The organism is Nonomuraea sp. B5E05 (genome assembly GCF_039880665.1).
Taxonomy (GTDB): Bacteria; Actinomycetota; Actinomycetes; order Streptosporangiales; family Streptosporangiaceae; genus Nonomuraea.
Genome location: NZ_JBDPMJ010000009.1, coordinates 280,831 through 302,622, shown reverse-complemented (window position 1 = coordinate 302,622; position 21,792 = coordinate 280,831). Strand labels below are relative to the sequence as shown.

26 protein-coding genes and 1 pseudogene are annotated in these 21,792 nt (G+C 70.6%); 6 read left to right on the top strand and 21 right to left on the bottom strand.

From position 1 onward, the window contains the following. Nucleotides 1-168 precede the first annotated feature (168 nt). From ABGB01_RS19575 to ABGB01_RS19565, 3 genes are all read right to left on the bottom strand, one after another. Nucleotides 169-363 carry a hypothetical protein gene (locus tag ABGB01_RS19575; protein ID WP_090938435.1) on the bottom strand — a complete coding sequence of 65 codons (195 nt, stop codon included), beginning with the start codon at nt 361-363 and terminating at the stop codon, nt 169-171. Nucleotides 364-553: 190 nt separating this feature from the next. Then, nucleotides 554-859, bottom strand: a complete 306-nt coding sequence (locus ABGB01_RS19570) for an acylphosphatase (protein ID WP_132594484.1) — start codon at nt 857-859, stop codon at nt 554-556. A gap of 18 nt (nt 860-877) precedes the next feature. Beyond that, nucleotides 878-1,780 carry a LysR family transcriptional regulator gene (locus ABGB01_RS19565; protein WP_347774925.1) on the bottom strand — a complete coding sequence of 301 codons (903 nt, stop codon included), beginning with the start codon at nt 1,778-1,780 and terminating at the stop codon, nt 878-880. A gap of 90 nt (nt 1,781-1,870) precedes the next feature. Between ABGB01_RS19565 and ABGB01_RS19560 the strand changes: the two genes are divergently transcribed. Further along, on the top strand, nt 1,871-3,121 hold the full coding sequence (locus ABGB01_RS19560; RefSeq protein ID WP_347774923.1) for an MFS transporter: 1,251 nt from the start codon (nt 1,871-1,873) through the stop codon (nt 3,119-3,121). On the opposite strand, the gene mutM is transcribed toward ABGB01_RS19560, so the two are convergent. The 8 genes and pseudogenes from mutM to ABGB01_RS19520 form a co-directional block, all read right to left on the bottom strand. Continuing rightward, nucleotides 3,030-3,914 (bottom strand): bifunctional DNA-formamidopyrimidine glycosylase/DNA-(apurinic or apyrimidinic site) lyase, encoded by an 885-nt coding sequence (mutM, locus tag ABGB01_RS19555; RefSeq protein ID WP_347774922.1) that lies wholly within the window; start codon nt 3,912-3,914, stop codon nt 3,030-3,032. The two genes, ABGB01_RS19560 and mutM, sit on opposite strands and share 92 nt — an antisense overlap. A gap of 60 nt (nt 3,915-3,974) precedes the next feature. Beyond that, nucleotides 3,975-4,667, bottom strand: a complete 693-nt coding sequence (gene rnc, locus ABGB01_RS19550) for a ribonuclease III (protein WP_347774991.1) — start codon at nt 4,665-4,667, stop codon at nt 3,975-3,977. A gap of 231 nt (nt 4,668-4,898) precedes the next feature. Beyond that, a complete protein-coding gene (rpmF, locus tag ABGB01_RS19545) occupies nt 4,899-5,078 on the bottom strand; it encodes a 50S ribosomal protein L32 (RefSeq protein WP_033409409.1) in 180 nt (59 codons plus the stop codon). 1 nt (nt 5,079) lies between these two features. Next, entirely contained in the window at nt 5,080-5,631 is a 552-nt protein-coding gene (locus tag ABGB01_RS19540) for a YceD family protein (protein ID WP_347774920.1), read from the bottom strand. Between the two features lie 149 nt (nt 5,632-5,780). Next, nucleotides 5,781-6,257 carry a pantetheine-phosphate adenylyltransferase gene (coaD, locus tag ABGB01_RS19535; protein ID WP_347618539.1) on the bottom strand — a complete coding sequence of 159 codons (477 nt, stop codon included), beginning with the start codon at nt 6,255-6,257 and terminating at the stop codon, nt 5,781-5,783. A gap of 26 nt (nt 6,258-6,283) precedes the next feature. Continuing rightward, entirely contained in the window at nt 6,284-6,850 is a 567-nt protein-coding gene (rsmD, locus tag ABGB01_RS19530) for a 16S rRNA (guanine(966)-N(2))-methyltransferase RsmD (RefSeq protein ID WP_347774919.1), read from the bottom strand. Nucleotides 6,851-7,138: 288 nt separating this feature from the next. Further along, complete coding sequence (gene recG / locus ABGB01_RS19525) at nt 7,139-9,313, bottom strand: ATP-dependent DNA helicase RecG (protein ID WP_347774917.1); 2,175 nt, start codon at nt 9,311-9,313, stop codon at nt 7,139-7,141. Nucleotides 9,314-9,386: 73 nt separating this feature from the next. Then, nucleotides 9,387-9,652 (bottom strand): annotated as a pseudogene (locus tag ABGB01_RS19520) (hypothetical protein). Nucleotides 9,653-9,994: 342 nt separating this feature from the next. On the opposite strand from ABGB01_RS19520, the gene rpmB reads away from it, so the two are divergent. Then, entirely contained in the window at nt 9,995-10,180 is a 186-nt protein-coding gene (gene rpmB, locus ABGB01_RS19515; RefSeq protein WP_043618345.1) for a 50S ribosomal protein L28, read from the top strand. A 306-nt stretch (nt 10,181-10,486) separates the two neighbouring features. Here the strand turns inward: rpmB and thiD are convergent, their stop codons facing one another. The 3 genes from thiD to ABGB01_RS19500 all read right to left on the bottom strand — a co-directional run bounded on the left by thiD (nt 10,487) and on the right by ABGB01_RS19500 (nt 14,198). Next, the gene (thiD, locus tag ABGB01_RS19510; RefSeq protein WP_347774915.1) at nt 10,487-11,314 is read right to left on the bottom strand and encodes a bifunctional hydroxymethylpyrimidine kinase/phosphomethylpyrimidine kinase; all 828 of its coding nucleotides are present in this window, start codon (nt 11,312-11,314) and stop codon (nt 10,487-10,489) included. Between the two features lie 17 nt (nt 11,315-11,331). Then, nucleotides 11,332-12,999 carry a hypothetical protein gene (locus tag ABGB01_RS19505; RefSeq protein ID WP_347774914.1) on the bottom strand — a complete coding sequence of 556 codons (1,668 nt, stop codon included), beginning with the start codon at nt 12,997-12,999 and terminating at the stop codon, nt 11,332-11,334. Between the two features lie 230 nt (nt 13,000-13,229). Continuing rightward, nucleotides 13,230-14,198, bottom strand: a complete 969-nt coding sequence (locus tag ABGB01_RS19500) for a thiamine-phosphate kinase (RefSeq protein WP_347774913.1) — start codon at nt 14,196-14,198, stop codon at nt 13,230-13,232. 47 nt (nt 14,199-14,245) lie between these two features. On the opposite strand from ABGB01_RS19500, the gene ABGB01_RS19495 reads away from it, so the two are divergent. Both ABGB01_RS19495 and ABGB01_RS19490 read left to right on the top strand, forming a co-directional pair. Continuing rightward, complete coding sequence (locus ABGB01_RS19495; RefSeq protein ID WP_132503568.1) at nt 14,246-14,479, top strand: Lrp/AsnC ligand binding domain-containing protein; 234 nt, start codon at nt 14,246-14,248, stop codon at nt 14,477-14,479. Between the two features lie 13 nt (nt 14,480-14,492). Next, complete coding sequence (locus ABGB01_RS19490) at nt 14,493-14,915, top strand: DUF3515 family protein (RefSeq protein ID WP_347774912.1); 423 nt, start codon at nt 14,493-14,495, stop codon at nt 14,913-14,915. A 12-nt stretch (nt 14,916-14,927) separates the two neighbouring features. Here ABGB01_RS19490 and ABGB01_RS19485 read toward each other — a convergent pair whose 3' ends face one another. The 3 genes from ABGB01_RS19485 to ABGB01_RS19475 all read right to left on the bottom strand — a co-directional run bounded on the left by ABGB01_RS19485 (nt 14,928) and on the right by ABGB01_RS19475 (nt 17,814). Then, nucleotides 14,928-16,022 carry a D-alanine--D-alanine ligase family protein gene (locus tag ABGB01_RS19485; protein ID WP_347774911.1) on the bottom strand — a complete coding sequence of 365 codons (1,095 nt, stop codon included), beginning with the start codon at nt 16,020-16,022 and terminating at the stop codon, nt 14,928-14,930. A gap of 66 nt (nt 16,023-16,088) precedes the next feature. After that, complete coding sequence (locus ABGB01_RS19480; protein ID WP_347774910.1) at nt 16,089-17,099, bottom strand: NAD(P)H-dependent glycerol-3-phosphate dehydrogenase; 1,011 nt, start codon at nt 17,097-17,099, stop codon at nt 16,089-16,091. 4 nt (nt 17,100-17,103) lie between these two features. Further along, complete coding sequence (locus tag ABGB01_RS19475; RefSeq protein ID WP_347774909.1) at nt 17,104-17,814, bottom strand: lysophospholipid acyltransferase family protein; 711 nt, start codon at nt 17,812-17,814, stop codon at nt 17,104-17,106. Nucleotides 17,815-17,894: 80 nt separating this feature from the next. On the opposite strand from ABGB01_RS19475, the gene cofC reads away from it, so the two are divergent. Beyond that, a complete protein-coding gene (gene cofC / locus ABGB01_RS19470; protein WP_347774908.1) occupies nt 17,895-18,530 on the top strand; it encodes a 2-phospho-L-lactate guanylyltransferase in 636 nt (211 codons plus the stop codon). Between the two features lie 190 nt (nt 18,531-18,720). Then, nucleotides 18,721-18,927 (top strand): hypothetical protein, encoded by a 207-nt coding sequence (locus tag ABGB01_RS19465; protein WP_347774907.1) that lies wholly within the window; start codon nt 18,721-18,723, stop codon nt 18,925-18,927. Nucleotides 18,928-18,971: 44 nt separating this feature from the next. Here the strand turns inward: ABGB01_RS19465 and ABGB01_RS19460 are convergent, their stop codons facing one another. The 4 genes from ABGB01_RS19460 to leuC all read right to left on the bottom strand — a co-directional run bounded on the left by ABGB01_RS19460 (nt 18,972) and on the right by leuC (nt 21,682). Continuing rightward, complete coding sequence (locus ABGB01_RS19460) at nt 18,972-19,271, bottom strand: HU family DNA-binding protein (RefSeq protein ID WP_132334500.1); 300 nt, start codon at nt 19,269-19,271, stop codon at nt 18,972-18,974. Nucleotides 19,272-19,370: 99 nt separating this feature from the next. Next, nucleotides 19,371-19,610, bottom strand: coding sequence for a hypothetical protein (locus ABGB01_RS19455; RefSeq protein WP_347645311.1), 240 nt, complete (start codon nt 19,608-19,610; stop codon nt 19,371-19,373). Next, nucleotides 19,589-20,176: a 3-isopropylmalate dehydratase small subunit gene (leuD, locus tag ABGB01_RS19450; RefSeq protein WP_347774905.1), complete on the bottom strand. Its 588-nt coding sequence runs from the start codon at nt 20,174-20,176 to the stop codon at nt 19,589-19,591. Before leuD ends, ABGB01_RS19455 begins: the two co-directional genes overlap by 22 nt. A 120-nt stretch (nt 20,177-20,296) precedes the next feature. Further along, entirely contained in the window at nt 20,297-21,682 is a 1,386-nt protein-coding gene (gene leuC / locus ABGB01_RS19445; RefSeq protein WP_347774904.1) for a 3-isopropylmalate dehydratase large subunit, read from the bottom strand. Between the last annotated feature and the right edge of the window lie 110 nt (nt 21,683-21,792).

Sequence of the window (21,792 nt, the reverse complement as noted above, 5' to 3'; positions counted from 1 at the left end):
GCCCCCTTTCCCTCGACGACTTCGGAAAAGACTACTGGTCTCCGATGCGCCTCGCGGGCGCATGCCGTCGGAACCGGCGTGACCAGGGCAAAGGAAGCTTTCCGAGCAGGGGAAAATAACAAGGGACGCCTCTTCGAGACGTCCCTGGGTCTTGCGCTCCGATCACTCTCAGGTGAGTGCCGGCTCGCGCTCTTGCATGCGACTTAGCGCCTCGTCGCGGGTTTGCGCCGCAAGAGCGTCATTCGTGGCCTGAAGTCGGATGAGTTCTGCCTCCAGATCCCGGATACGCTGCTGCAGGCGGCGCATTTCCGAGACCATTCGAGGGTCAGGACCGCCGACGTGGCCGAGTAGAGCCTTCGCCATGGTAAAGGGTCCTCCACGCTGAGTGACCAGACTGGTTCGCGCACTTCTATTCCGCGGGAGGGGTGCGCGTGGTACTTAACAAGAGTCGCACCGGCAGTGTGGGCGGTCAAGTCGATCGAACCGCTGAGCCCTACTGATGGGCACTCCCGACATACAACTATACCCCATTTGGGGGGTTTAAGGGAAGTCGCTACCTCTCCACAAAACCGCCCAAACTACCTCGTGGTTCGCTCCAACGTTCCACTACTCCATCGACCCTGCCCGGCGTGTCGCAACCTCTGAGCAGCTCCAGCAGCTTGACGCACGCGGACCGCGGCCCCTCGGCGACCACCTCCACCCGGCCGTCCTCGGTGTTGCGCGCCCATCCCGCCAGTCCGAGCTCGAGCGCTCTGGCCCGGGTCCACCAGCGGAACCCCACACCCTGGACCCTCCCCCGCACCCAGGCGGTCACCCGGACGCTCTCCGATTTTTCCGTATTTTTCGTGTTCTCCGACATTTGGTCTCCCCTGTGCTCTCACGCCACCAAGGCCTCCGACCCGAGCGCGTGCCGGGCCGCCGCGTCGCGGAACGCCCGGATCGCCGCCGTCTCGGCCGCCCGCGCCCAGGCCAGGCCGAGGATCGACGGAGGCAGGCCGATGACGGGAACGAAGCTCACGTCGGGACGCCTGTGGTGGGCGGCCGTGGGGGCGCAGAACAACATGCCGCCCCGGCCGAGCGCCACCTGGGTCAGGCCCTCCTGGCTCGTGGTCACCGTACCTGCCAGGGGAATCGCACGTCCGGAAGGGGTCACGGAGGGTGCCACGCGTTCCCGCCAGGCGCGCGGCGCCGGACCGTCCAGGCCGATCAGGGGCAGGCCCGCCAGTTCCTCCGCGCCGATGCTCGCCCGGCCGGCCAGGGGATGGCGGGCGGAGACGCCCAGCTCGTACGACACCCGGTTCAGGCCCTCGCCCACCGCCAGATCGGGCTCGTCCACCGGCAGCAGCGTGAACGCGATGTCCACTTGTCCGGCCCGCAGCCTGCTGAACGGGTCGGACAGCGGGATCTCCACCAGCTCGACCTCGCACCCGGGGTGGCGGCTCTCGAAGGCGCGTACGCTGCCCGTGACCACTTCCGTGGGCGTGGCCAGGAACCCCACCCTGAGCACGCCCGTCACCTCGCGGGCGGCCGCCTTCGCCCGGCCCACGGCCGTGGCCAGCCCTTCGTACGCGGGCCTCAGGTCGGCCAGGAAACGTTCGCCGAGCGGTGTCAGGCGCACCCGCCTGCTGGTCCGTTGGAAGAGCCGGCCGCCGATCCTGGTCTCCAGCGAGCGCATGAGCTGGCTCACCCGGCCCGGCGACAGGTAGAGGCGCTCGGCCGTACGCGCGAAGTGCAACTCCTCGCTGAGCACGACGAAGCACTCCAGCTCCCTGAACTCCATCTCCACCTCCACCGATCGCTTAGCCTGCCTAAACCAAGCTTTCGGCCTTCGCCATTGTTCCCGCCCGCGGACGCCAGAAGGCTGAACGACATGACATTGACCGATGTACGCGCCTCCACCCAGGCGCGATGGCTCGCCGTGACCTCGGTCGCGGTCGGCACCTTCACCATCGTGACCAGCGAGATGCTGCCCGTCGGGCTGCTGACCGCGATCGCCGCCGACCTCCGCGTCTCCGACGGCACGGCCGGGCTGATGATGACGGCCCCTGGGCTGGTCGCGGCGGTCGCCGCGCCCCTGCTGGCGGTGGCCACCCGCCGGGTCGACCGGCGGGTCACGCTGCTGGGACTGATGGCGTTGCTGGCGGTGGCCAACCTGGCGGGCGCGCTCGCCCAGAGCCACGTGGTCATGATGGCCGCCCGGGTGCTGACCGGGGTGAGCATCGGCGGTTTCTGGGCGTTCGCGGCCGGGCTGGCGCCCCGGCTGGTGCCCGGCCGGTCGGTCGGACGGGCCACGTCGATCATCTTGTCCGGGGTGTCGGTGGCGTCGGTGCTGGGGGTGCCGGCGGCCACGTTCGTGTCGTCGTTCGCGGGGTGGCGGAGCGCGTTCATCGCCATGGGGGTGGTGGCGCTGGTCCTGCTCGCCGTACTGGCCGCCACCCTGCCGCCGCTGCCCGGCGACCCGCCGCCCGCGCCCACCCGGCCGCGAAACGACCGCGAAAGCGCCCAGAACGGCTCCACACCGGCGCGGGACGCCGCCGGGGGCACCGAGGCCACCCACCGGGCCGGCAGGCGGCCGGCGTGGCTCTCACGGCCGCTCAGGCTCGTGCTCGTGCTGACCGTCCTCCTGGTGTCCGGCCACTTCGCGGCCTACACCTACGTCCGGCCGTTCCTGGAGCAGGTCTCGCACGCCGGCCCCGCCCTCATCAGCACCGCGCTCCTCGTGTACGGCGCCGCCGGCGTGGCGGGCAACTTCGCCTCGGGCGCGCTGGCCGCCAGGAACCCCAGGCCGGTGCTGATCGCGCTGGCCGCGCTCATGGCCCTGGCCACGGCGGCGCTGCCGGTGATCGAGCTGCCCCTGGCCGTGCTCGTGGTGTGGGGACTCGGCTACGGCGGCGTGGGCGTCGCCCTCCAGCTGTGGATCATGCGGGAGGGCGGCGGCGAGCTCGGCACGGCACTGTTCGTCAGCGCCTTCAACGTCTCCATCGCGCTCGGCGCGTTCGCCGGCGGCCGGGTGGTCGACGGCGTCTCGATCAGCGCGGTGATGGGGCTGGCGGCGGGCCTGGCCGCTCTGGGCGCGGTCGTCGCTGGCATCTGGGGCAGGAGTAGGACGACCGGTTCATGAACGCCTCGCGCCGGATCGGGGCGCCGCAGCGGGAGCACGGCAGGTCGCGCCGGCCGTAGACCTCCAGGGAACGCTCGAAGTAGCCGCTGTCGCCGTTGACGTCGACGTAGAGGCTGTCGAACGACGTGCCGCCCTGCTGGAGGGCGGCGGCCATCACCGTGCGGACGGCGGCGAGCAGCTCGGCGATCTTGGGCCTGGTGAGCGTCTGCGTGGGACGGGCCCAGTGGAGCCGGGCGATCCACAAGGCCTCGTCGGCGTAGATGTTGCCGACGCCGCTGATCAGCGACTGGTCGAGCAGGGCCCGCTTGATCTCGGTGCGCCTGGCCCTGAGCCTGCGGGTGAACTCCTCCTCGTCGAACGCCGGCTCGAACGGGTCGGGCGCGATGTGGGCGATCGGCTCGGGCACCCCGCCGGCCAGGGCGGTGAGCATGACGTGACCGAACGTACGCTGGTCGACGAAGCGCAGGTCGGGGCCGCCGTCCTCGAAACGGAGGCGTACCCTGAGGTGTTTCTCCGGCGGCGCGTCACCGTCGACCACCAGCAACTGGCCGCTCATCCCCAGGTGGGCCAAGAGCGCCTCCTCGGCGCCCGACAGCGGCAACCACAGATATTTGCCGCGGCGCTCGGCCGACAGCACCGTGCGGCCCTTCAGCCGCGCGGTGAACTCGTCGGGGCCGGGCATGTGACGCCTGATCGCGCGGGGGTGCAGCACCTCCGCCGAGGCGATCTCACGGCCGATGACCCATTGCGCGAGGCCGCGCCTGACGACCTCGACCTCGGGCAGCTCGGGCATCACGCACCTCGCCCTCTGGACGCCGAACTCTCACCTTGTGGAAACCCCGCACGCGGACACTCAGCTCGCGGGCTGGCTCTCCCGCTGCTCCCTGCGGGCCCTGATGCGGGTCCACGCCGCCTCGGCCGCCTGCTGCTCGGCCTCCTTCTTGCTGCGCCCGGTGCCCGAGCCGTAGGACTCGCCGCCGACCCGCACCATCGCCGTGAACGACTTGGCGTGGTCGGGGCCGCTCTCCTCGACATGGTATTCGGGCACGCCGAGCGCCTCGGAGGCGGTCAGCTCCTGCAGGGAGGTCTTCCAGTCGAGCCCCGCGCCCAGCGACGCCGAACGCACGATCAGCGGGTCGAACAGCAGGTGCACCACCCGGAACGCCTCGTCGAGACCCTTGTCGACATAGACCGCGCCGATCAGCGCCTCGAGCGTGTCGGCCAGGATGGACGACTTGTCGCGCCCGCCGGTGCCCTCCTCGCCCCTGCCGAGCCGCAGGAACCGGCCCAGCCCGAGCCCGCGGGCCACATCGGCCAGCGCCCGCATGTTGACCACCGCGGCGCGCAGCTTCGCCAGCTGGCCCTCGGGCAGGTCGGGATGGTTGCGGTAGAGAGTGTCGGTGACCACCAGACCCAGCACCGAGTCGCCCAGGAACTCCAGGCGCTCGTTGGTGGGCAGGCCACCGTTCTCGTACGCGTAGGAGCGGTGCGTCAGCCCCCGCTCGAGAATCGCGGGGTCCAGGGCGACCGCCAGGACCCGCTCCAGCTCGTCTCTGGCGACCTCCACGGCCACCGGCTTAGGACCTGCGCCCACGTGCTTCCTCCTCGGACATCTTCACATGGCGCGCCGGCTGCGGAAGATGCCCGAAAACGTGGTGGGCGTCGGGGTAACGCGTAGCCCCGGCGTCCACCACGGCCGCGGGCGAACCGCCGCCGCACGCATCTGAAACGGTAACGCCGACCGAGGCACAATGGCACCCGGTCGGCATCACGTCAATCAGGCGGACGGCTCGATGACCTGACGGCGGTTGTAGGTGCCGCAGGTGGGGCACGCGATGTGCGGCTGCTTCGGCGAACGGCACTGCGGGCAGCTCACCAGGGCGACAGCAGTCGTCTTCCACTGGGAGCGACGGGCGCGGGTGTTGCTCCGCGACATCTTTCGCTTCGGGACGGCCACGTCACTTCTCCTGATCGTTATCGTTCTCGGAAATCAGACCTTGCAACGACGCCCAGCGGGCGTCGATCTTCTCGTGCCGGTGATCCGCGCCGGCCTCGGCCAGCTTGATCCCGCACTCCGCGCAGAGCCCTTCGCAGTCATCCCTGCACACCGGGCTCAACGGAAGTGCGAGCACCACCGCGTCGCGGAAGGTCGGCTCGAGGTCGAGCAGCTCCCCGTCGAGCAGCGAATCCTCCTCCGAGGCGTCCTCGTCGGAGTAGAAGAACAGCTCCTGCAAGTTGACCTCGACATCCGAGGTGACAGGGTCGAGGCACCGCGCGCACTCCCCGGCCAGCGGGGCCTGCGCCGTGCCTGAGACGAGCACGCCTTCCATCACTGCTTCGAGCCGGAGATCCAGCTCGACTTCGGCGTCTTTGGGGACACCGATCATGTCGACGCCGAGATCTGCCGGTGCCGGGAGCGACAGGGTCGTCTGCCTCATCGTGCCCGGCCGCTTTCCCAGGTCATGAGTGGAGATCACCCAAGGGGAGCGGGGGTCGAGGTGCTGAGTCATCCTGCTCTCGCTAGGCATGGCGAAAACCGTCGCCGTCGTACAAGGCCGAATAGAAAGAATAGCAGCCCTGCGGGGGACATGCCCCCCGCATACCCCCCGACAGCATCGCGCTGCGCCCGTTTTCTCGGCGCCGAAGCTCCGCTTCGGCGCTAGCTTCTGAGGCGCTCGATGAGCAGCTTGTGCACCAGATCCGGTACGAGGCCCGACACGTCCCCGCCGTATCGGGCGATCTCCTTCACCCTGCTGGAGGAGAGGAACGAGTATTCGGGGTTGGTCGGCATGAACAGCGTCTCGACCCCCGACAGGCGGTAGTTGAGCTGCGCCATCTGCAGCTCGTAGTCGAAGTCGCTGACCACCCTGATGCCCTTGACGATGGCGGGGATGTCGTGCTGCCTGCAGAAATCGACCAGCAGGCCGTGGAACTTCTCGACTTTGACGTTCGGATATTCCTTGGTCACGGTCTGCAGGATGTCGATCCGTTCGTCAACCGTGAACAGGCTGCTCTTCTCGACGTTGATGAGAACGGCCACGGTCACCTCGTCGTACAGCCGCGCGGACCGGCCGATGATGTCGAGGTGGCCATTGGTGATGGGGTCGAACGACCCCGGGCAGACTACACGGCGCAAGACGCCTCCCAGGTTTACGGGCAGGTCTACGGGTTCCCGGCGGCGCGACCGTACCAAACGGACGCTTCACCATATCGACGGACCCTCTCCTCAACGTAGCCTTCCGGCCACATAAGGGCCTTTCCCCTGCTTTCCCGCTCGAACGCCACCAACGCCTCTTCAGCCAGCCAGCCGTTGTCGCGCAGCAACTCCAGAACCCGCTCCACCTCGCCGTCCGTGGTGGCGTAGGGCGGGTCGGCGAACACGATGTCGTACGGCTCATCTGGCGCCCTCCCGAGCACCCGCGTCACCTTGTCGGCCACCACGCGGGCGCCGTCGAGGCCGAGCGACTCGACGTTGGCCCTGATCGTCCTGACGGCCCTGGCATCGGACTCGACGAGCAGGGCCGCGGCCGCACCCCTGGACAACGCCTCCAGCCCGACCGCGCCCGAACCGGCGTACAGGTCGATCACCCGGGCGTCGCGGATCCCGTGAAGGGAGTCGAGCGTCAAGAGGACCCCTTCTCGCGCCCTGTCACTGGTCGGTCTCGTCCCGCGCCCCGGCGGCACGGCCAGGCGCCTGCCACCCGCGATGCCTGCGATGATCCGCGTCATGTGACCCATTGTTCCGTATGTTCGCGCAGGTCAAGGATGCACAAGTGTCTGCCTCGAGTACGCAAGGGTGATTCACATCGGGGGGATCGGCCCGCATGATGAGTTCTGCGGCCTTCAAGGTGACCCACGTGAAGGCCGACCGGCGTGGTCGTGAGCCCTTCCGCACGCCGGTTCCCTCGGCACCTGACCCGAGGGTGGGCCCAGCCGGGGACGGCATTCGGGGGGAGGCCGTCCCCGCGGCTGGGCCTTTTGCATGATCATCTTCATCGGCGACCGCCCGGCCGCGCGTCAGGTCTTCTCCAGGTATTCCGCACGCTCGTCGGCCAGCAGCCGTGCGATCTCCGCGCGCAGACCCTCGTGGGACGTGAGCTCGGGATCGCGGGCCAGCAGCGCGCCGGCCTCCTCCCTGGCCGTGGCGATGACGTCCTCGTCACGCAGCAGTTGCAGCAGCTTCAGCGAGGAACGCTTGCCCGACTGCGCCGCGCCCAGGACGTCGCCCTCCCGCCGCTGCTCCAGGTCGACCCGTGACAGCTCGAACCCGTCGAGCGTCGCGGCCACCGCGTCGAGGCGGGCGCGGGCCGGGGTGCCCTCGGAGAAGTCGGAGACCAGCAGGCACAGGCCGGGCAGGCCGCCCCGGCCGACGCGGCCGCGCAGCTGGTGGAGCTGGGAGACGCCGAAGCGGTCGGCGTCCATGATGATCATGACGGAGGAGTTGGGCACGTCGACCCCGACCTCGATGACCGTGGTGGCCACCAGGACGTCGAGCTCGCCTCGCGTGAAGGCGCGCATGAGCGCGTCCTTCTCCTCCGGAGGCAGCTTGCCGTGCAGCGTGCCGACCCGCAGGTCGTGGAAGGGCCCCTCGGACAGGAGATTGGCCACGTCGAGCACCGCGAGCGGCGGGCGCCGCTCCTCGTCGGCGGGGGTCGCGAGATCGCCCTCGTCGCCCTCCAGGTCGCCGATGCGGGGGCACACGATGTAGGCCTGCCGCCCCAGCCCCACCTCCTCCCTGACCCGCTCCCAGGTGCGTTCGAGGTAGTGGGGCTTCTCGGCGGCCGGGACGACGTGGGTGGTGATGGGGGCACGACCCGACGGGAGCTGGGACAACGTCGAGACCTCCAGGTCGCCGAAGACCGTCATCGCGACCGTGCGCGGGATCGGCGTGGCCGTCATCACCAGAACGTGCGGGCGTGTCCCGCCCGCCTTCTCGCGCAGCGCGTCGCGCTGCTCCACCCCGAACCGGTGCTGCTCGTCGACCACGACCAGCCCGAGATCGGCGAACTGGACGTGCTCCTGCAGCAGCGCGTGCGTGCCGACGACGATGCCCGCCGTGCCGGAGGCTGCGTCGAGCAGGGCGGACCGGCGGCCGGCGGCGCCCATCGAGCCGGTCAGCAGGGTGACGGCCGTCCCCCCGAACATGCCCCCCTGCGCCAGGTCGCCCAGCATGGTGGTGATCGAGCGGTGGTGCTGCTGGGCGAGCACCTCGGTCGGCGCCAGCAGCGCCGCCTGGCCGCCCGCGTCGACCACCTGGAGCATCGCGCGCAGCGCCACCACCGTCTTGCCCGCGCCGACCTCGCCCTGCAGGAGCCGGTGCATCGGATGCTCCAGCGCGAGGTCGGCGGCGATCTCCTCGCCGACCTTCGCCTGGCCCTCCGTCAGCGAGAACGGCAGTCGCGCGTCGAAGTCGTCCAGCATGCCGCCGGACCGCCTGGGCCTCGGCCTGGCGGGCCAGGCGGTGGCCGCCTGCCGCCTCTGGAGCAGCACCGCCTGCAGCACGAACGCCTCGTCGAACTTCAGCCTCTTGCGCGCCCTGCCGACCTCGGCGAAGTCTTTCGGCCGGTGGATGGCCACGAGCGCCTCGCCCAGGTCCTGCAGGCCGTGGCGGGCCCGCAGCTCGGCGGGCAGCGGATCATCGAGTGGGCCCAGCGTGTCGAGCACGACGCCGACCGCGCGCCTGATCGCCCACGGCGTCAGGTCCTTGCCCGCCGGGTAGATCGGCACCGGCGCCGCCGCGAACTCCTCCGCGCTCGCCTCCCCCTCCTCGAACAACTCGAACTCCGGATGAGCGAGCTGCCAGCGCGGCTTGGCCCGCGCGCCGAACAACCCCACCTTGCCGGCGAACATCCCGCGGCGCCCCGGCTTGAGCCGCGACTCGGCCGCGTGGGAGCCCTTGCCGAAGAACGACAGGTAGAGCCGGTTGCCGTTGCCGTCGACGATCTCGACCTCCAGCCAGGTGCCGCCCCGGTTGCGCATGGGCTTGCGCATGAGCCTGGTCACCTCGCCGACCACCGTGACGTGCTCGTCGACCGCCAGCGCGTCGAGTGAGGTCAGCTCGCCGCGCTCGGCATAGCGGCGCGGATAGTGGCGCAGCAGGTCGCCGACCGTCTCCAGGCCGAGCACGCTGTGCAGCAGCTTGGCGGTCTTCGGGTCGAGGGCCTTCGTCAGAGGCTCTTCGAAACGGCTCACGGCATTTAGTTCTACCGCCTGAGGCCGACAGGAATCCCCTTCCCCGCCGCCCGCGTGCCGATCCTGGCCGCCTTCATGGGAATCCGGCAGCGCGCCTGAGATGCTCCTCGACGCGGCCGGCGAGCCCGGCGGGCGCCTGCGCGCCCGTGACCAGGGTCACCGGCTCGCCGCCGCCCGCCACCATCCGGTCCACGACCGTGGTGGCCACGTGGTCGACCGTGTCGCCGATCACGGCGACGTCCCCGCCGATCAGGCCGAGCACGTCACCGCGCTGGTGAACGCCTCCCTGTCGGCCACCGTCACGTGTCCGCGCCGCGTGTGGCCCGCCGCGTCGGTCATCGCGACCACATCGTCGTCGAAACGGCGCAGCGGATCGTGCTGCCCGCCCGCAGCCCCGCCTCGACCGCCGGGCCCGCCTCGGCCGAGCGCGTCGGCGGCCAGGCGGGCCCAGCGGCGCACCGCGGGCGGGTCGAGGATCTTCATGCCGGCCCTCCGACCTCCCCGATGCGCTACGGTTGTGCGAGGAGAATATCGCCGCATCGGACCTGGTCCAGTGCTCTGGTTCGCGCCCATCGGGGTGGATCGGATATTCTCGTCTGGCTGGCCGGTTGTCCCGGCATGCCCTCCGCCCGGAATTCATCCGCGGACAGGGCTACATCGACTGTTTTAAGGAGCGATACCGTGGCTTCCGTCTGCGATGTCTGCCGCAAGGGGCCGACGTTCGGCAACAACGTGTCCCACTCCCACCGCCGCACCCGCCGTCGTTGGAACCCCAACATCCAGACGGTCCGCGCGGTCGTCGGCGGCACGCCGAAGAAGCTGAACGTGTGCACCTCGTGCATCAAGGCGGGCAAGGTCACCCGCTAGTCCGCACTTTTCACGAAGCCCGTCCGTTCCTGAGGGAGCCGGCGGGCTTTCGTCATCCCCATCCCCCGTGGCGAGGCTCTCACCTCACCTCCGAAGCACCTCGCCTGGGCCGGAGGAACGCCTGGGCGGGGGTTGTGAGGCGCGAGGCGCGGCGGGGTCCCGGCCCGCTGCGGGACACGACAGCCCAGGAGAGCCGGTGCGGGGCGCCGGCGGTGCCTCGGCCGCCTGACTCTGGCCCGGCGGCCGGAGGGCGGCCCAGCACCCCGGTGGACGGTTCTCCCTCGCCGTCGTTCACGGAGGAGACGGTCAGCGCCAGCGCCATGCGTGGTCGACGGGGCCGATGCCGCCGCCGAGGGGGAAACCCCTGGCGATCGCTCCCGTCACGTACTCCTTCGCCTTGCCCACCGCCGACGGCACGTCGTCGCCCAGCGCCAGGCGGGAGGCGATGGCCGAGGCGAGCGTGCAGCCCGTGCCGTGGGTGTGGCGGTTGTCGAGGCGTTCGGCGGCGAAGCGAAACTCCTCCGTGCCGTCGGTGAGCAGGTCGACCGGGGCCCCGGGCAGGTGGCCGCCCTTGATCAGCGCCCACGCGGGCCCCAGTTCCAGGACGGCGTCGGCGGCCCTGCGCAGGCCGTCCTCGTCCTCGACCTTGACCGAGGTGAGCTGCTCCACCTCCCACAGGTTCGGCGTCACCACGGTGGCCACGGGCAGCAGGCGCGTCCGCATCGTCTCGACCGCTTCGGGAGCGAGCAGCGAGTTGCCGTGCTTCGACACCCCGACGGGGTCCACGACCAGCGGCGCGTCGTACGGGCCGAGTGCGTCGGCCACCGTCTCGACCAGCACCGGCGAGGCGAGCATGCCGGTCTTCACCGCCTGCGCGCCGATGTCGCCGAGCACCGAGTCGAGTTGCGCGCGTACGGCCTCGGGAGGCAGCTCCCAGTAGCCCTGGACGCCCAGCGAGTTCTGGGCGGTCACGGCGGCGATGACGCTCATGCCGTGAACGCCCATCGCCATCATGGTCTTCAGGTCGGCCTGGATGCCCGCGCCGCCCCCCGAGTCGGAGCCGGCGATGGTCAGCACGCATGGCGGGGTGGAGACCGCAGTGGAAGGGGTGCTTTGCGGGGATCGCTCCGTCATGTCCCCTATCCAACCACTCAGCTGACGACGCACTCCCCGCTGACCATCCCGCAGTTGGCCGCGGGCGCGCCCCTGCCCGTCGCGGTGAACGACACCTCGACCGTGGCCCCGGTGGCCAGCTGCGCCGACAGGTCGAGGATCAGCAGGTCACCGTCCTGCGTCCAGTCGGCGCCCCGGACGTCCACGACCCTGCCCTCGACCGGGACGGAGACCGTGGGGTTCCGCAGCGTCCCCGCCGAGGTGTTGGACAGGCGCAGGTTGACCGCGTACGTGGTCATCCGCTGCCTGATGGTCTGCTGGACGTTCACCGAGCCGTTGCCGCCGGACGGCGATCCGAAGGATCCCTCGCTGTCCGTGGGCTCGGGGACGCTGGTGGTGGTCGGCGCGGCGCCGATGTCGGCATCCACGGAGGAGGGCTCGTCCAGCGGCGTGTCCTGGGGCACGCTCTCGTCGTCCGGCTCCTGCACCGGTTCCTGCGAGGGCTCCTTGGCCGGCTCCTTCGACTTCTTCACCCTGGTCTTGGTGGGCGTCGGCTTGGCCTGCTCGGTGTGGCGCGGGCGGGCTTGGTACGTGACGGTGGGCCTCGGGGTCTCGGCCGGCCCGGTGTCCTCCACCGGCTCGTCCGAGGGCTCCTCTTCCGGCTCGGTCTCCTCGACGGGAGGCTGGGAGGCCTCCGGTCCCGGCCGGTTGGTGGCACCCTGCACGGCCGCGCACGTGGTGCCCGCGCACTTGTCCGTGCCGCCGGAGGTGCTCATGAACTTGACGCCCGCCACGGTGCCGCCGAGCACGACGGCCACGGCGGCGACGGACAGCAACGCGACCCGGCCCTTGCCGCCGCCCGACGAGGCGCCGGAGAGCAACTCGTCGTCGCGGCGGCCCTTGCGGCGGCCGCGACGGTCGCGGGGCCCCTCAGGCCCGGCGGGGCCGGAGTCGGCCGACCAGCCGGAGCCCAGGAACCCGGTCTCCGTGTCGGCCCAGGCCGGCGCCTGCGCGGCGGTCGGCGCTCCGGCCACCTTGACGTCGCCGGGCTCGGGCGGGCCGCTGCTGGGGATCGGGCCGGAGGGTGCGTCGAATCTGGCGGTACGGTCATCGGGCTCGTCGAAGAACCCGGAACGATCCGCGGCACCGTCGAAGAACGCGGTCCGGTCGTCCTGGCCCCCGAACGGCCCGGACCTGTCGTCCGGCGCGAACGGATCAGAGGGATCCCCGGATGCGCCGGACGGACCAGGCAGGTTCGCAGGGCCGCCGAACGGCTGGTGGGCCGGGTCGCCGAACTGCCCGTCGTCCGCGGGACGGCTGAAGGCGCTCGCGTGGCCCGATCCCGGTGCCCCGGGAGCCGGCATGCCGGCGGGGCCGCCGAACACGGCCGTCTGGTCGGCGGGATCGCCCGCAGGGCCTGCGCCAGGTCCGTTGAAGGGCCGGTCGGCGGGCGGGCCCCACTCGGGCGGGCGGGCGAACGCGCCCGTCGTCTCCATCGGCCCGGCCTCCTCGATCCCCTGCCCCTGAGGCGGCTGGAACGGGCTCCTGGAGTCGTTGGCCGGTGGGAATCCGCTGGCGGCGTCGGCGGGCAGCGCGAAGGCTCCGGTGGTCTCGAACGGCTCGGACTGCGGCGCGCGCGGCGGGGGTGCGTCCGTACGCCGTGGCATGGGAGCCCACTGGCCCGTCACCTCGGGTTGGTCCGGCATGGAAGGCCAGCCTGGCTGGTCGACCTCCTCGTCAGGACCCCAGAATGCGCTGCCGTTCCCCCGTTCGTCCCCATCTTCGGATCCACCTGTGCCGTGGCGGCCCATGGCTGCCCTTTCTCCCGGTTACAGTGGCCGCCAATCTTCATAACACCTTCACTACGCCGCTGTCACAACAATCCCGTTAGTCACGCCCCAAATCGGGAAATTCTCACGCAAATCGGGATAAGTAATCACGCAAAGTGATCCCAGCCGCGGCGCCCGACCTGCCGGCCATACACCACGACGCCGGCCCCTTCGACCACGCGGCCCACGACCTGCCACGATTCCGGCAGGCGTACCTCTGGGGGGAAGACCGCCGCGAGCGCGTGATCCTCACCCCCCGTGAGCACCCACTCCAGCGGATCGGCCCCCACCTCCTTCGCCGCCACCGCGACAGGCTCCGCCACGGCGAACGCCTGAGGATCGAGCTCGATCCCCACCCCGCTGGCCTCGGCGACATGGCCGAGGTCCTGCAGCAGCCCGTCACTGACGTCGAGCATCGCGCCGGCGCCCAGCTCGGCCGCCCGCGGCCCCATCGCGTACGGAGGGGACGGCCTGCGGTGCGCGGCCACGACCTCCTCCAAGGCCGCAGAGCCGGCCGGCAGGCCCTCCTCGAGCAGCGCCCATCCGGCGGCCGCGTACCCGAGCCGGCCCGTCACCGCCACCACGTGCCCTGGCCTGGCCCCCGAGCGGAGCACGGGAGCGCGTCCCTGCAGGTCGCCCAGCGCGGTCACCCCGATGACGACCTGGTCACACCGGGTGACGTCACCGCCGGCGACACTGGCGCCGACCACGGCGCACTCGTCGCGGAACCCGTCGGTCAGCTCGTCGAGCCAGGCCAGGGGCAGGTCGGCGGGGATGCCGAGCCCCACCACGATCGAGGTGGGGACAGCGCCCATGGCCGCCACGTCGGCGAGGTTCTGGGCCGCGGCCTTGCGGCCCACGTCATAGCCGCCGGACCAGTCGCGGCGGAAGTGCCGGCCCTCCAGCAGCAGGTCGGTCGAGACCGCGACACGCCTGTCGGGCGCGGCCACCACGGCGGCGTCGTCACCCGGCCCGACCATCACCGCCGCACCCTGGGGAAGGCGTGCGGTAATACGATTTACCACACCGAATTCGCCGAGATCTCCGACTGTGATGACGCACCTCCTGACGCACACAGGGTACGGTTACCCATCGGCGTGATCCAATCGCCCGGGAGGACGTAATGGTGCAGGCCTACATCCTTATTCAGACAGAGGTAGGCAAGGCCGCTGCCGTGGCCCACGAGATTTCCGGCATCCCCGGGGTCACTCAGGCGGAAGACGTGACAGGGCCCTACGACGTGATCGTGCGCGCGGAGGCCAACAACGTCGACGAGCTGGGCAAGCTCGTCGTCGCGCAGATTCAGGCGGTGGAAGGGATCACGCGTACCCTGACGTGTCCGATCGTCCACATCTGAAGGCAGTCGTCGCATGCGTGCCGCCGCCGTCCTGCTCGTTCTGCTGACACTCGCCGGGTGCGGCACGGTACAGGTCGATCCGCCCACACCGCAGGGGGAAGCGGTGGCCGCGTGCGACAAGCTGGCCGGGTTGCTGCCCGAGACCCTCGACGGTGACGAGCGCGGCACGTCCACGCCGGAGTCACCGTACGTCGCCGTCTGGGGCGAAGGAACCGTCGCGCTGCGCTGCGGGGTGGGCCGCCCGGTCAGGATGGCGCCCACCGACCAGCTCCAGGAGATCGGCGGCGTGGGCTGGTTCGCCGATCCGGAGAGGCCCACGTTGTTCACCGCGGTGACCGACACCGCGTACGTCGAGGTCACCGTCGGAGGCGAGCACGTGCCGGCCGAGGTGCTCGCGGACCTGTCGAAACCGATAGCCCAGATGTCGGCCCGCTGACCAGGTGGTCGTTCAGCGAAGTCCCGCCGGCCGGGCCAGCGCGAGCTGGATGAGCCGGTCGACCAGCGCCGGGTAGGGCAGGCCCGAGGCGGCCCAGAGCTGCGGCGCCACCGACAACGACGTGAACCCCGGCATGGTGTTGATCTCGTTGAAGACGAGCCCGCCCTCGGGCGTGTAGAAGAAGTCGGCCCGCGCGAGCCCCTCGCAGTCGAGCGCCTCGAACGCGCGCACGGCCATCGCCCGAAGCTCCTCGGCCGTCTCGGCCGGGATGTCGGCGGGCACGGTCAGCGACATCTGGTCCGGATAGTATTTCGCCTCGAAGTCGAAGAACTCCTGCCCGCCCTCGACCCTGACCTCGCCGGGGATCGACGCGGCGGCCGGCTCGTCGCCGGGCGACTCCAGCACCGCGCACTCGATCTCGCGGCCGGCGATGGCGGCCTCGATGAGCACCTTGGGGTCGTGCTGCCTGGCGGCCTCCACCGCCGCCTCCAGCTGGGACCGGTCGGACGCCTTGGAGATGCCCTGCGAGGAACCGGCCCTGGCGGGCTTGACGAACACCGGGAAACCGAGCTCCTCGGCCTCCTTGACCACGCGCTCCCGGTCGAGCCGCCAGTCGCGGTCGCGGACGACGACGTAACGGCCGATGGGCAGCCCCGCGGCGGCCATCACGGTCTTCATGTGAGCCTTGTCCATGCCGACGGCGCTGGCCAGCACCCCCGAGCCGACGTAACGCACGCCGGCCATCTCCAGCAGACCCTGGATCGTGCCGTCCTCCGCGAACGGCCCGTGCATCACCGGGAACACCACGTCGACCGAGCCGAGCTCCACGGGGATACTGCCCGGATCGTAGGCGACCAGCGCGTTGCCACCCGACGGCAGCGCCAGCGCCGCGCCCGCGCCGTCGACGACCGGCAGCTCGCCCGACTCGATGGCGAACCGCTGGTCGGACGTGGCCAGCACCCACCTGCCGTCCTGGGCGATCCCGATGGGGATCACCTCATATTTGCTCCTGTCGATCGCATCCAGAACGCTGCCCGCGCCCATCAGGGACACGGCGTGCTCAGAATTGCGACCTCCGAAAACGACGGCGACGCGTGGCTTGCTCATGGTGTCCGAATCTACCGGGGTGTCCCTGTCACAGCGAGCCGAGCACGCCGCAATCAGGCCTTTCTCTTATACGCCGTAACGCTCGGGTTTGGGCGAGCGCGACATCAGCAACATGCCCGCCTCCGCCGGCGACATGCCGTCGTGCACCACTCCGACGACGACCTCGGTGATCGGCATCTCCACGTCGTGCTTCCTGGCCAGCTCCAGCACGGACTCGCAGGACTTCACGCCCTCCGCCGTCTGCCTGGTGGCGGCGACGACCTCGTCGAGCGTCATGCCCCTGCCGAGATTCTCGCCGAACGTGCGGTTACGCGACAGCGGCGACGTGCACGTGGCCACGAGATCACCCATCCCGGCCAGCCCGGCGAACGTGTGCGCGTCGGCGCCGAGCGCCGCACCCAGCCGGGAGATCTCCGCCAGCCCTCTGGTGATGAGCATGGCGCTGACGTTGTCGCCCATGCCCATGCCCGCCGAGACGCCGACGGCCAGCGCGATCACGTTCTTCACCGCGCCGCCCAACTCCACGCCGACGACGTCGGGATTGGTGTACGGGCGGAACCAGGGCGGCAGGTGGCATGCCTCCTGGAGACGGGCGGCGACGGACTCGTCGGCACATGCGACGACGGTGGCGGCGGGCTGGCGCATGGCGATCTCCTTGGCCAGGTTGGGCCCGGAGACGACCGCGACGCGCTCTTCCGGCACCTCGGCGACCTCGCGGATCACCTCGCTCATCCGCTTGGTCGTGCCCAGCTCGATCCCCTTCATCAGGCTGACCAGCACCGCACCGGGCGGGAGGTGCTCGCGCCAGCGGGCCAGGTTGGGCCGCAACCGCTGCGACGGCACGGCCAGCACCACGAAGTCGGCCCCGTCGAGCGCCCGCGCGGCGTCGGTCGTGGCGCGCAGCGTGGCCGGCAACGCGATGCCCGGCAGGTAGTCGGGGTTGCCGTGATCACGGTCGATCGCCTCGACCAGCTCTTTCCTGCGCCCCCACAGCGTGACCTCGTTGCCGGCCTCCGCCAGAATCATGGCGAACGTCGTGCCCCACGAGCCCGTGCCGAAAACGGCCACCTTTGTCATGCCATCACCGTCCGGCGGGATCGTAGGGGGTTTCCGGCGCCTTCTCGCCACGCAGTTCCGCGAGCTGCGTGGTGATCGCCGCCATGATGTCGGCCGTCGCCTCGCGCAGCACGGCCGCGTGCGGTGGCCGGCCCGCGTATTTCGACAGATCGACCGGTGGCCCCACGCTCACGCGGAACGTCTTGCGCGGGAACAGCCTGGGCTTCTTCTCCCCATAGGGGAGCAGCTCATGCGCGCCCCAATGGGCGACCGGGATGACCGGCGCGCCGCTCTGCAACGCCAGCCGGGCGGCGCCCGTCTTGCCCACCATGGGCCACAGGCCGGGGTCGCGGGTGCAGGTGCCCTCCGGGTAGAACATGATCGCGCACCCGTCGGCGAGCCGCTCGGCCGAGACCTGCAACGATCTGGCCGCCTCGTTGCTGCCGCGGTCGACCGGGATGGCCAGCAGCGCCGCCACGGCCCGGCCCAGGAACGGCACCCTGAACAGCGCGGACTTGGCGAGGATTACCGGCCAGCGCCCGTTGTTGTAGAGGAAGTGCGACAGCAGAACAGGGTCGGCCCAGGAGAGATGGTTGGTCGCGATGATCACGCCGCCGGTGCGGGGAATGCGCTCCCCGCCGCGCCAGTCCTTCCTGACCAGGAGCCGGGAGAGCGGTTTCACCACGACTACGGCCAGGGTTTCCCAGAAACGCGACGGTCGCGTGGGGCGGCTCATGGTCTCCTCCAACACCTGCGGGATGCGCCCCAAGTCTCCCGTTTCGCCGCTCGGGATGTCGAGGCGCGATGCTTAAGGTTATGAGCATCCGGTGGTCACTGGTGATTCCGGTGAAGACGCTGGTCGCGGCGAAGACCCGGCTCGCCGCGGCCACAGGGCCGCACCGCACCAGGCTGGCCGTGGCCGTCGCCTGCGACACCGTGGCGGCGGCGCTTTCGTGCCCGCGGGTGGCGCGGGTGATCGTGGTGACCGCCGACCCGGCCGCCGCGGGGCCCCTCGCCGGGCTCGGGGCCGAGGTGGTGCACGACCCCGACCGCGGGCTGAACACCGCGCTGCGCACCGGAGCCGCCCATGCCGTACGCGTCGCGCCCGGCGACGCGGTGGGCGCGCTCCAGGCCGACCTGCCCGCCCTGCGGCCGGCCGAACTCGGCCTGGCGCTGGAGGCGGCGGCCGAGTTCGACCAGGCGTTCGTGCCCGACGCGCTCGACGTGGGGACGACCTTCTACGGGGTGCTTCCTGGGACGCCGTTCACCCCCAGGTTCGGCGGGGAGTCGCGGGCCAGGCACCTGGCCGCCGGGGCCAAGGAGTTGGCCGTGCCGGGGATCGACTCGGTGCGCCGCGACGTCGACACACCAGACGACCTGCGCGCGGCCGTCGCCCTGGGGCTCGGCCGGCACACCGCGGCGGTGGTCAGGGAGTTGTGGCCGGGCACATGACCGTGGCGCGGCGGCCCGGGGCGTCGCCGGACACATGACCGGGCGTGGTCAGGGAGTTGGGGGCGGACCCACGACCTTGGCCCGGTGGCCGGGGTGTCACCGCCGGAGGCATGACCGGGCGGCGGTCAGGGGGCGGGCGGGGACGAACGATGATTGGACCGGTCGGCGTGGCCGCCTTACGCTGGTCCTCGTGCAGGCGACGGTGCGGAGTTTCGACGAGGCCACCCGCTCGGGCACGGTGTTCCTCGACGACGGGACCGTGCTGGAGTTCGGCACGCCCGCCTTCGACGCGGGGCCGCTGCGGCTGCTGCGCTCGGGGCAGCGGGTCAATCTCGCGATGTCCGGAGGCGAGATCACTTACATCACGCTCTCCACTTTCCCGGTGCCCGGCGCTTAAATGCGGACGCCCGGGCCGGACGGCCCGGGCGTGGTCCGCTGAGTTTACTTTTTCTTGCCGATTTTCTTGCCGCCCTCGTTCACCAGCTCTTTGAAATCGGAGCCGGGACGGAACTTCGGCGCCCAGCTCTCCGCGACGTTGATTTCCGCACCGGTCGACGGATTGCGCGCCGTGCGGGCGGGCTTGTTCACCATCTCGAACGCGCCGAAGCCCGTGATCGAGACCTTGTCGCCGCTGGCCACGGCCTTCTGGATGGCGTCGACGACCGCGTTCACGGCCTCGGTGGCCGTCTTCCTGTCGCCCACCCGATCCGCGATGGCCTCGACGAGTTCACGCTTGTTCATGAAAGTCCTGCTCCCCCAGTTACGGCTCGGGGCTCCAGTTTACGTGTTTGACGGAGAAACCCCTTACGGGCTCGAAAGTAGGCGGGATCGCAGGGGAACTCAATCACCGGGCGCGTTTTCCGCACTTCGTGGCGTGTCGGGAAGCTCGTCAAGCGAGGCCAGAAACGCGTCGAGGCGCAGCGCGGCCCTTTTCCGATCGTGCTTCGCAAGGTCACAAATCGACAGATAGCGGCGCGCTATCCGTTCCTTGTCGGCGGCGGGGAGCATGCGGACGCGGCGGTGCGCCTCGCGCAACCGCCGCGCCAGTTCGTCGTCTTCTAGACGGTCGTCGGCAGCCATGGCTGCCGGCCATTCTCGTACGCCGCCACGTCGCCGGCGTGACGCAGGGTCAGCCCGATGTCGTCGAGGCCCTCCATGAGCCGCCAGCGGGTGTAGTCGTCGATCTCGAAAGCGATGACCTCATCCGCCCAGCGGACCTGGCGTTCCCGCAGGTCGACGGTGATCTCGAGCTTCGGGTCGGCCTCGACCGCCGACTGCAGGTCCGCCACCCTGTCGCCGGGCAGGACGACCGGCAGCAGGCCCATCTTGGTGGAGTTGTTGCGGAAGATGTCGCCGAACCTGGCGGCGATCACGACGCGGAACCCGTACTGCTGGAGCGCCCAGACAGCGTGTTCGCGCGAGGAGCCGGTGCCGAAGTCGGGGCCGGAGACCAGGATCGAGGCGCCCTCGTGGGCGGCGTCGTTGAGGACGAACTCCGGGTCCTCACGCCAGGCCGCGAACAGGCCCTTCTCGAAGCCGGTGCGGCTGACCTGCTTGAGCCAGACGGCCGGGATGATCTGGTCGGTGTCGACGTTGCTGCGGCGCAGTGGCACCGCCGTACCGGTGTGGGTGGTGAAGGCTTCCATCGATTTTCCTTACGGGTCTACAGGTCTGAAGGTCTGCGCAGGAAAGCGCGTCGGCCGCGTCAGAGGTCGGCACGGGAAAGTGCGTCGGTGAGGCGGCCTGGCCGACTCACCGTGACCGCGTCAGAGGTCGGCGGGAGCGGTGAGGCGGCCGGTCACGGCGGTGGCGGCGGCGACCTGCGGCGACACCAGGTGGGTGCGGCCACCCTTGCCCTGACGGCCCTCGAAGTTGCGGTTGGAGGTCGAGGCACTGCGCTCGCCCGGCTTGAGCGTGTCGGGGTTCATGCCCAGGCACATCGAGCAGCCGGCCTCGCGCCACTCGGCGCCCGCGGCCCTGAACACCTCGTGCAGGCCCTCTTCCTCGGCCTGCAGCTTGACCTGCATCGAGCCGGGGACGATCAGCGTGCGGGTCTTCACCTGTCGGCCGCGCAGGATCTCGGCGGCCGAGCGCAGGTCCTCGATGCGGCCGTTTGTGCACGAGCCGACGAACACCGTGTCGACCTCGATCTCGCGCAGCGGGGTGCCCGCGCTGAGTCCCATGTAGTCGAGCGCCCGTTCGGCCGCCGAGCGGGCGACCGGGTCGGCGAAGGAGTCGGGGCTCGGCACGGACTCGGCGAGCGGCAGGCCCTGGCCGGGGTTGGTGCCCCACGTGACGTAGGGGGTCAGCGTCGAGGCGTCGATCTGCACGACCTTGTCGAACACGGCGTCGTCGTCGGTGCGCAGCGACTTCCAGTATTCGACGGCCTGGTCCCACGCCTCGCCCTGCGGAGCGTGCGGGCGGCCCTTGAGGTAGGCGAACGTGGTCTCGTCCGGCGCGATCATGCCGGCGCGGGCGCCTGCCTCGATCGACATGTTGCACACCGTCATGCGGCCCTCCATGGAGAGCTTGCGCACCGCCTCGCCGCGGTATTCGACGATGTAGCCCTGGCCGCCACCGGTGCCGATCTTGGAGATGATCGCCAGGATCAGGTCCTTGGCCGTGACGCCGGGAGGCAGCTCGCCCGAGACCTCGATGGCCATCGTCTTCGGCCGGTATGCGGGCAGCGTCTGGGTGGCCAGCACGTGCTCGACCTCGGAGGTGCCGATGCCGAACGCGATGCCGCCGAACGCGCCGTGCGTCGAGGTGTGGGAGTCGCCGCAGACGATCGTCATGCCCGGCTGCGTCAGGCCGAACTGCGGCCCGATGATGTGCACCACGCCCTGTCCGGCGTCGCCCATCGGGTGGAGCCTGATGCCGAACTCCGCGGCGTTCTTGCGCAGCGTCTCGACCTGCTTCTTGGACACCGGGTCGGCGATCGGGCCGAGCACGGTCGGCACGTTGTGGTCTTCGGTGGCGATCGTGAGATCGGGACGCCGCACCTTCCGGCCGGCGAGACGGAGCCCGTCGAACGCCTGCGGGCTGGTCACCTCATGGATGAGGTGCAGGTCGATGTAGAGCAGGTCGGGCTCGCCGTCGGCGCGCCTGACGACGTGCTGCTCCCAGACCTTCTCGGCCAGTGTGCGGCCCATGTGATCTCCTCCTGCATAGAGCGATGCGACGCATCGCGGCTCAGTCGCTCGGATCCGGTCTCTTCCCTCGTCGCTGCGGTCGCCCCGTTCCCTGCGCTCCTCAGTCCAGA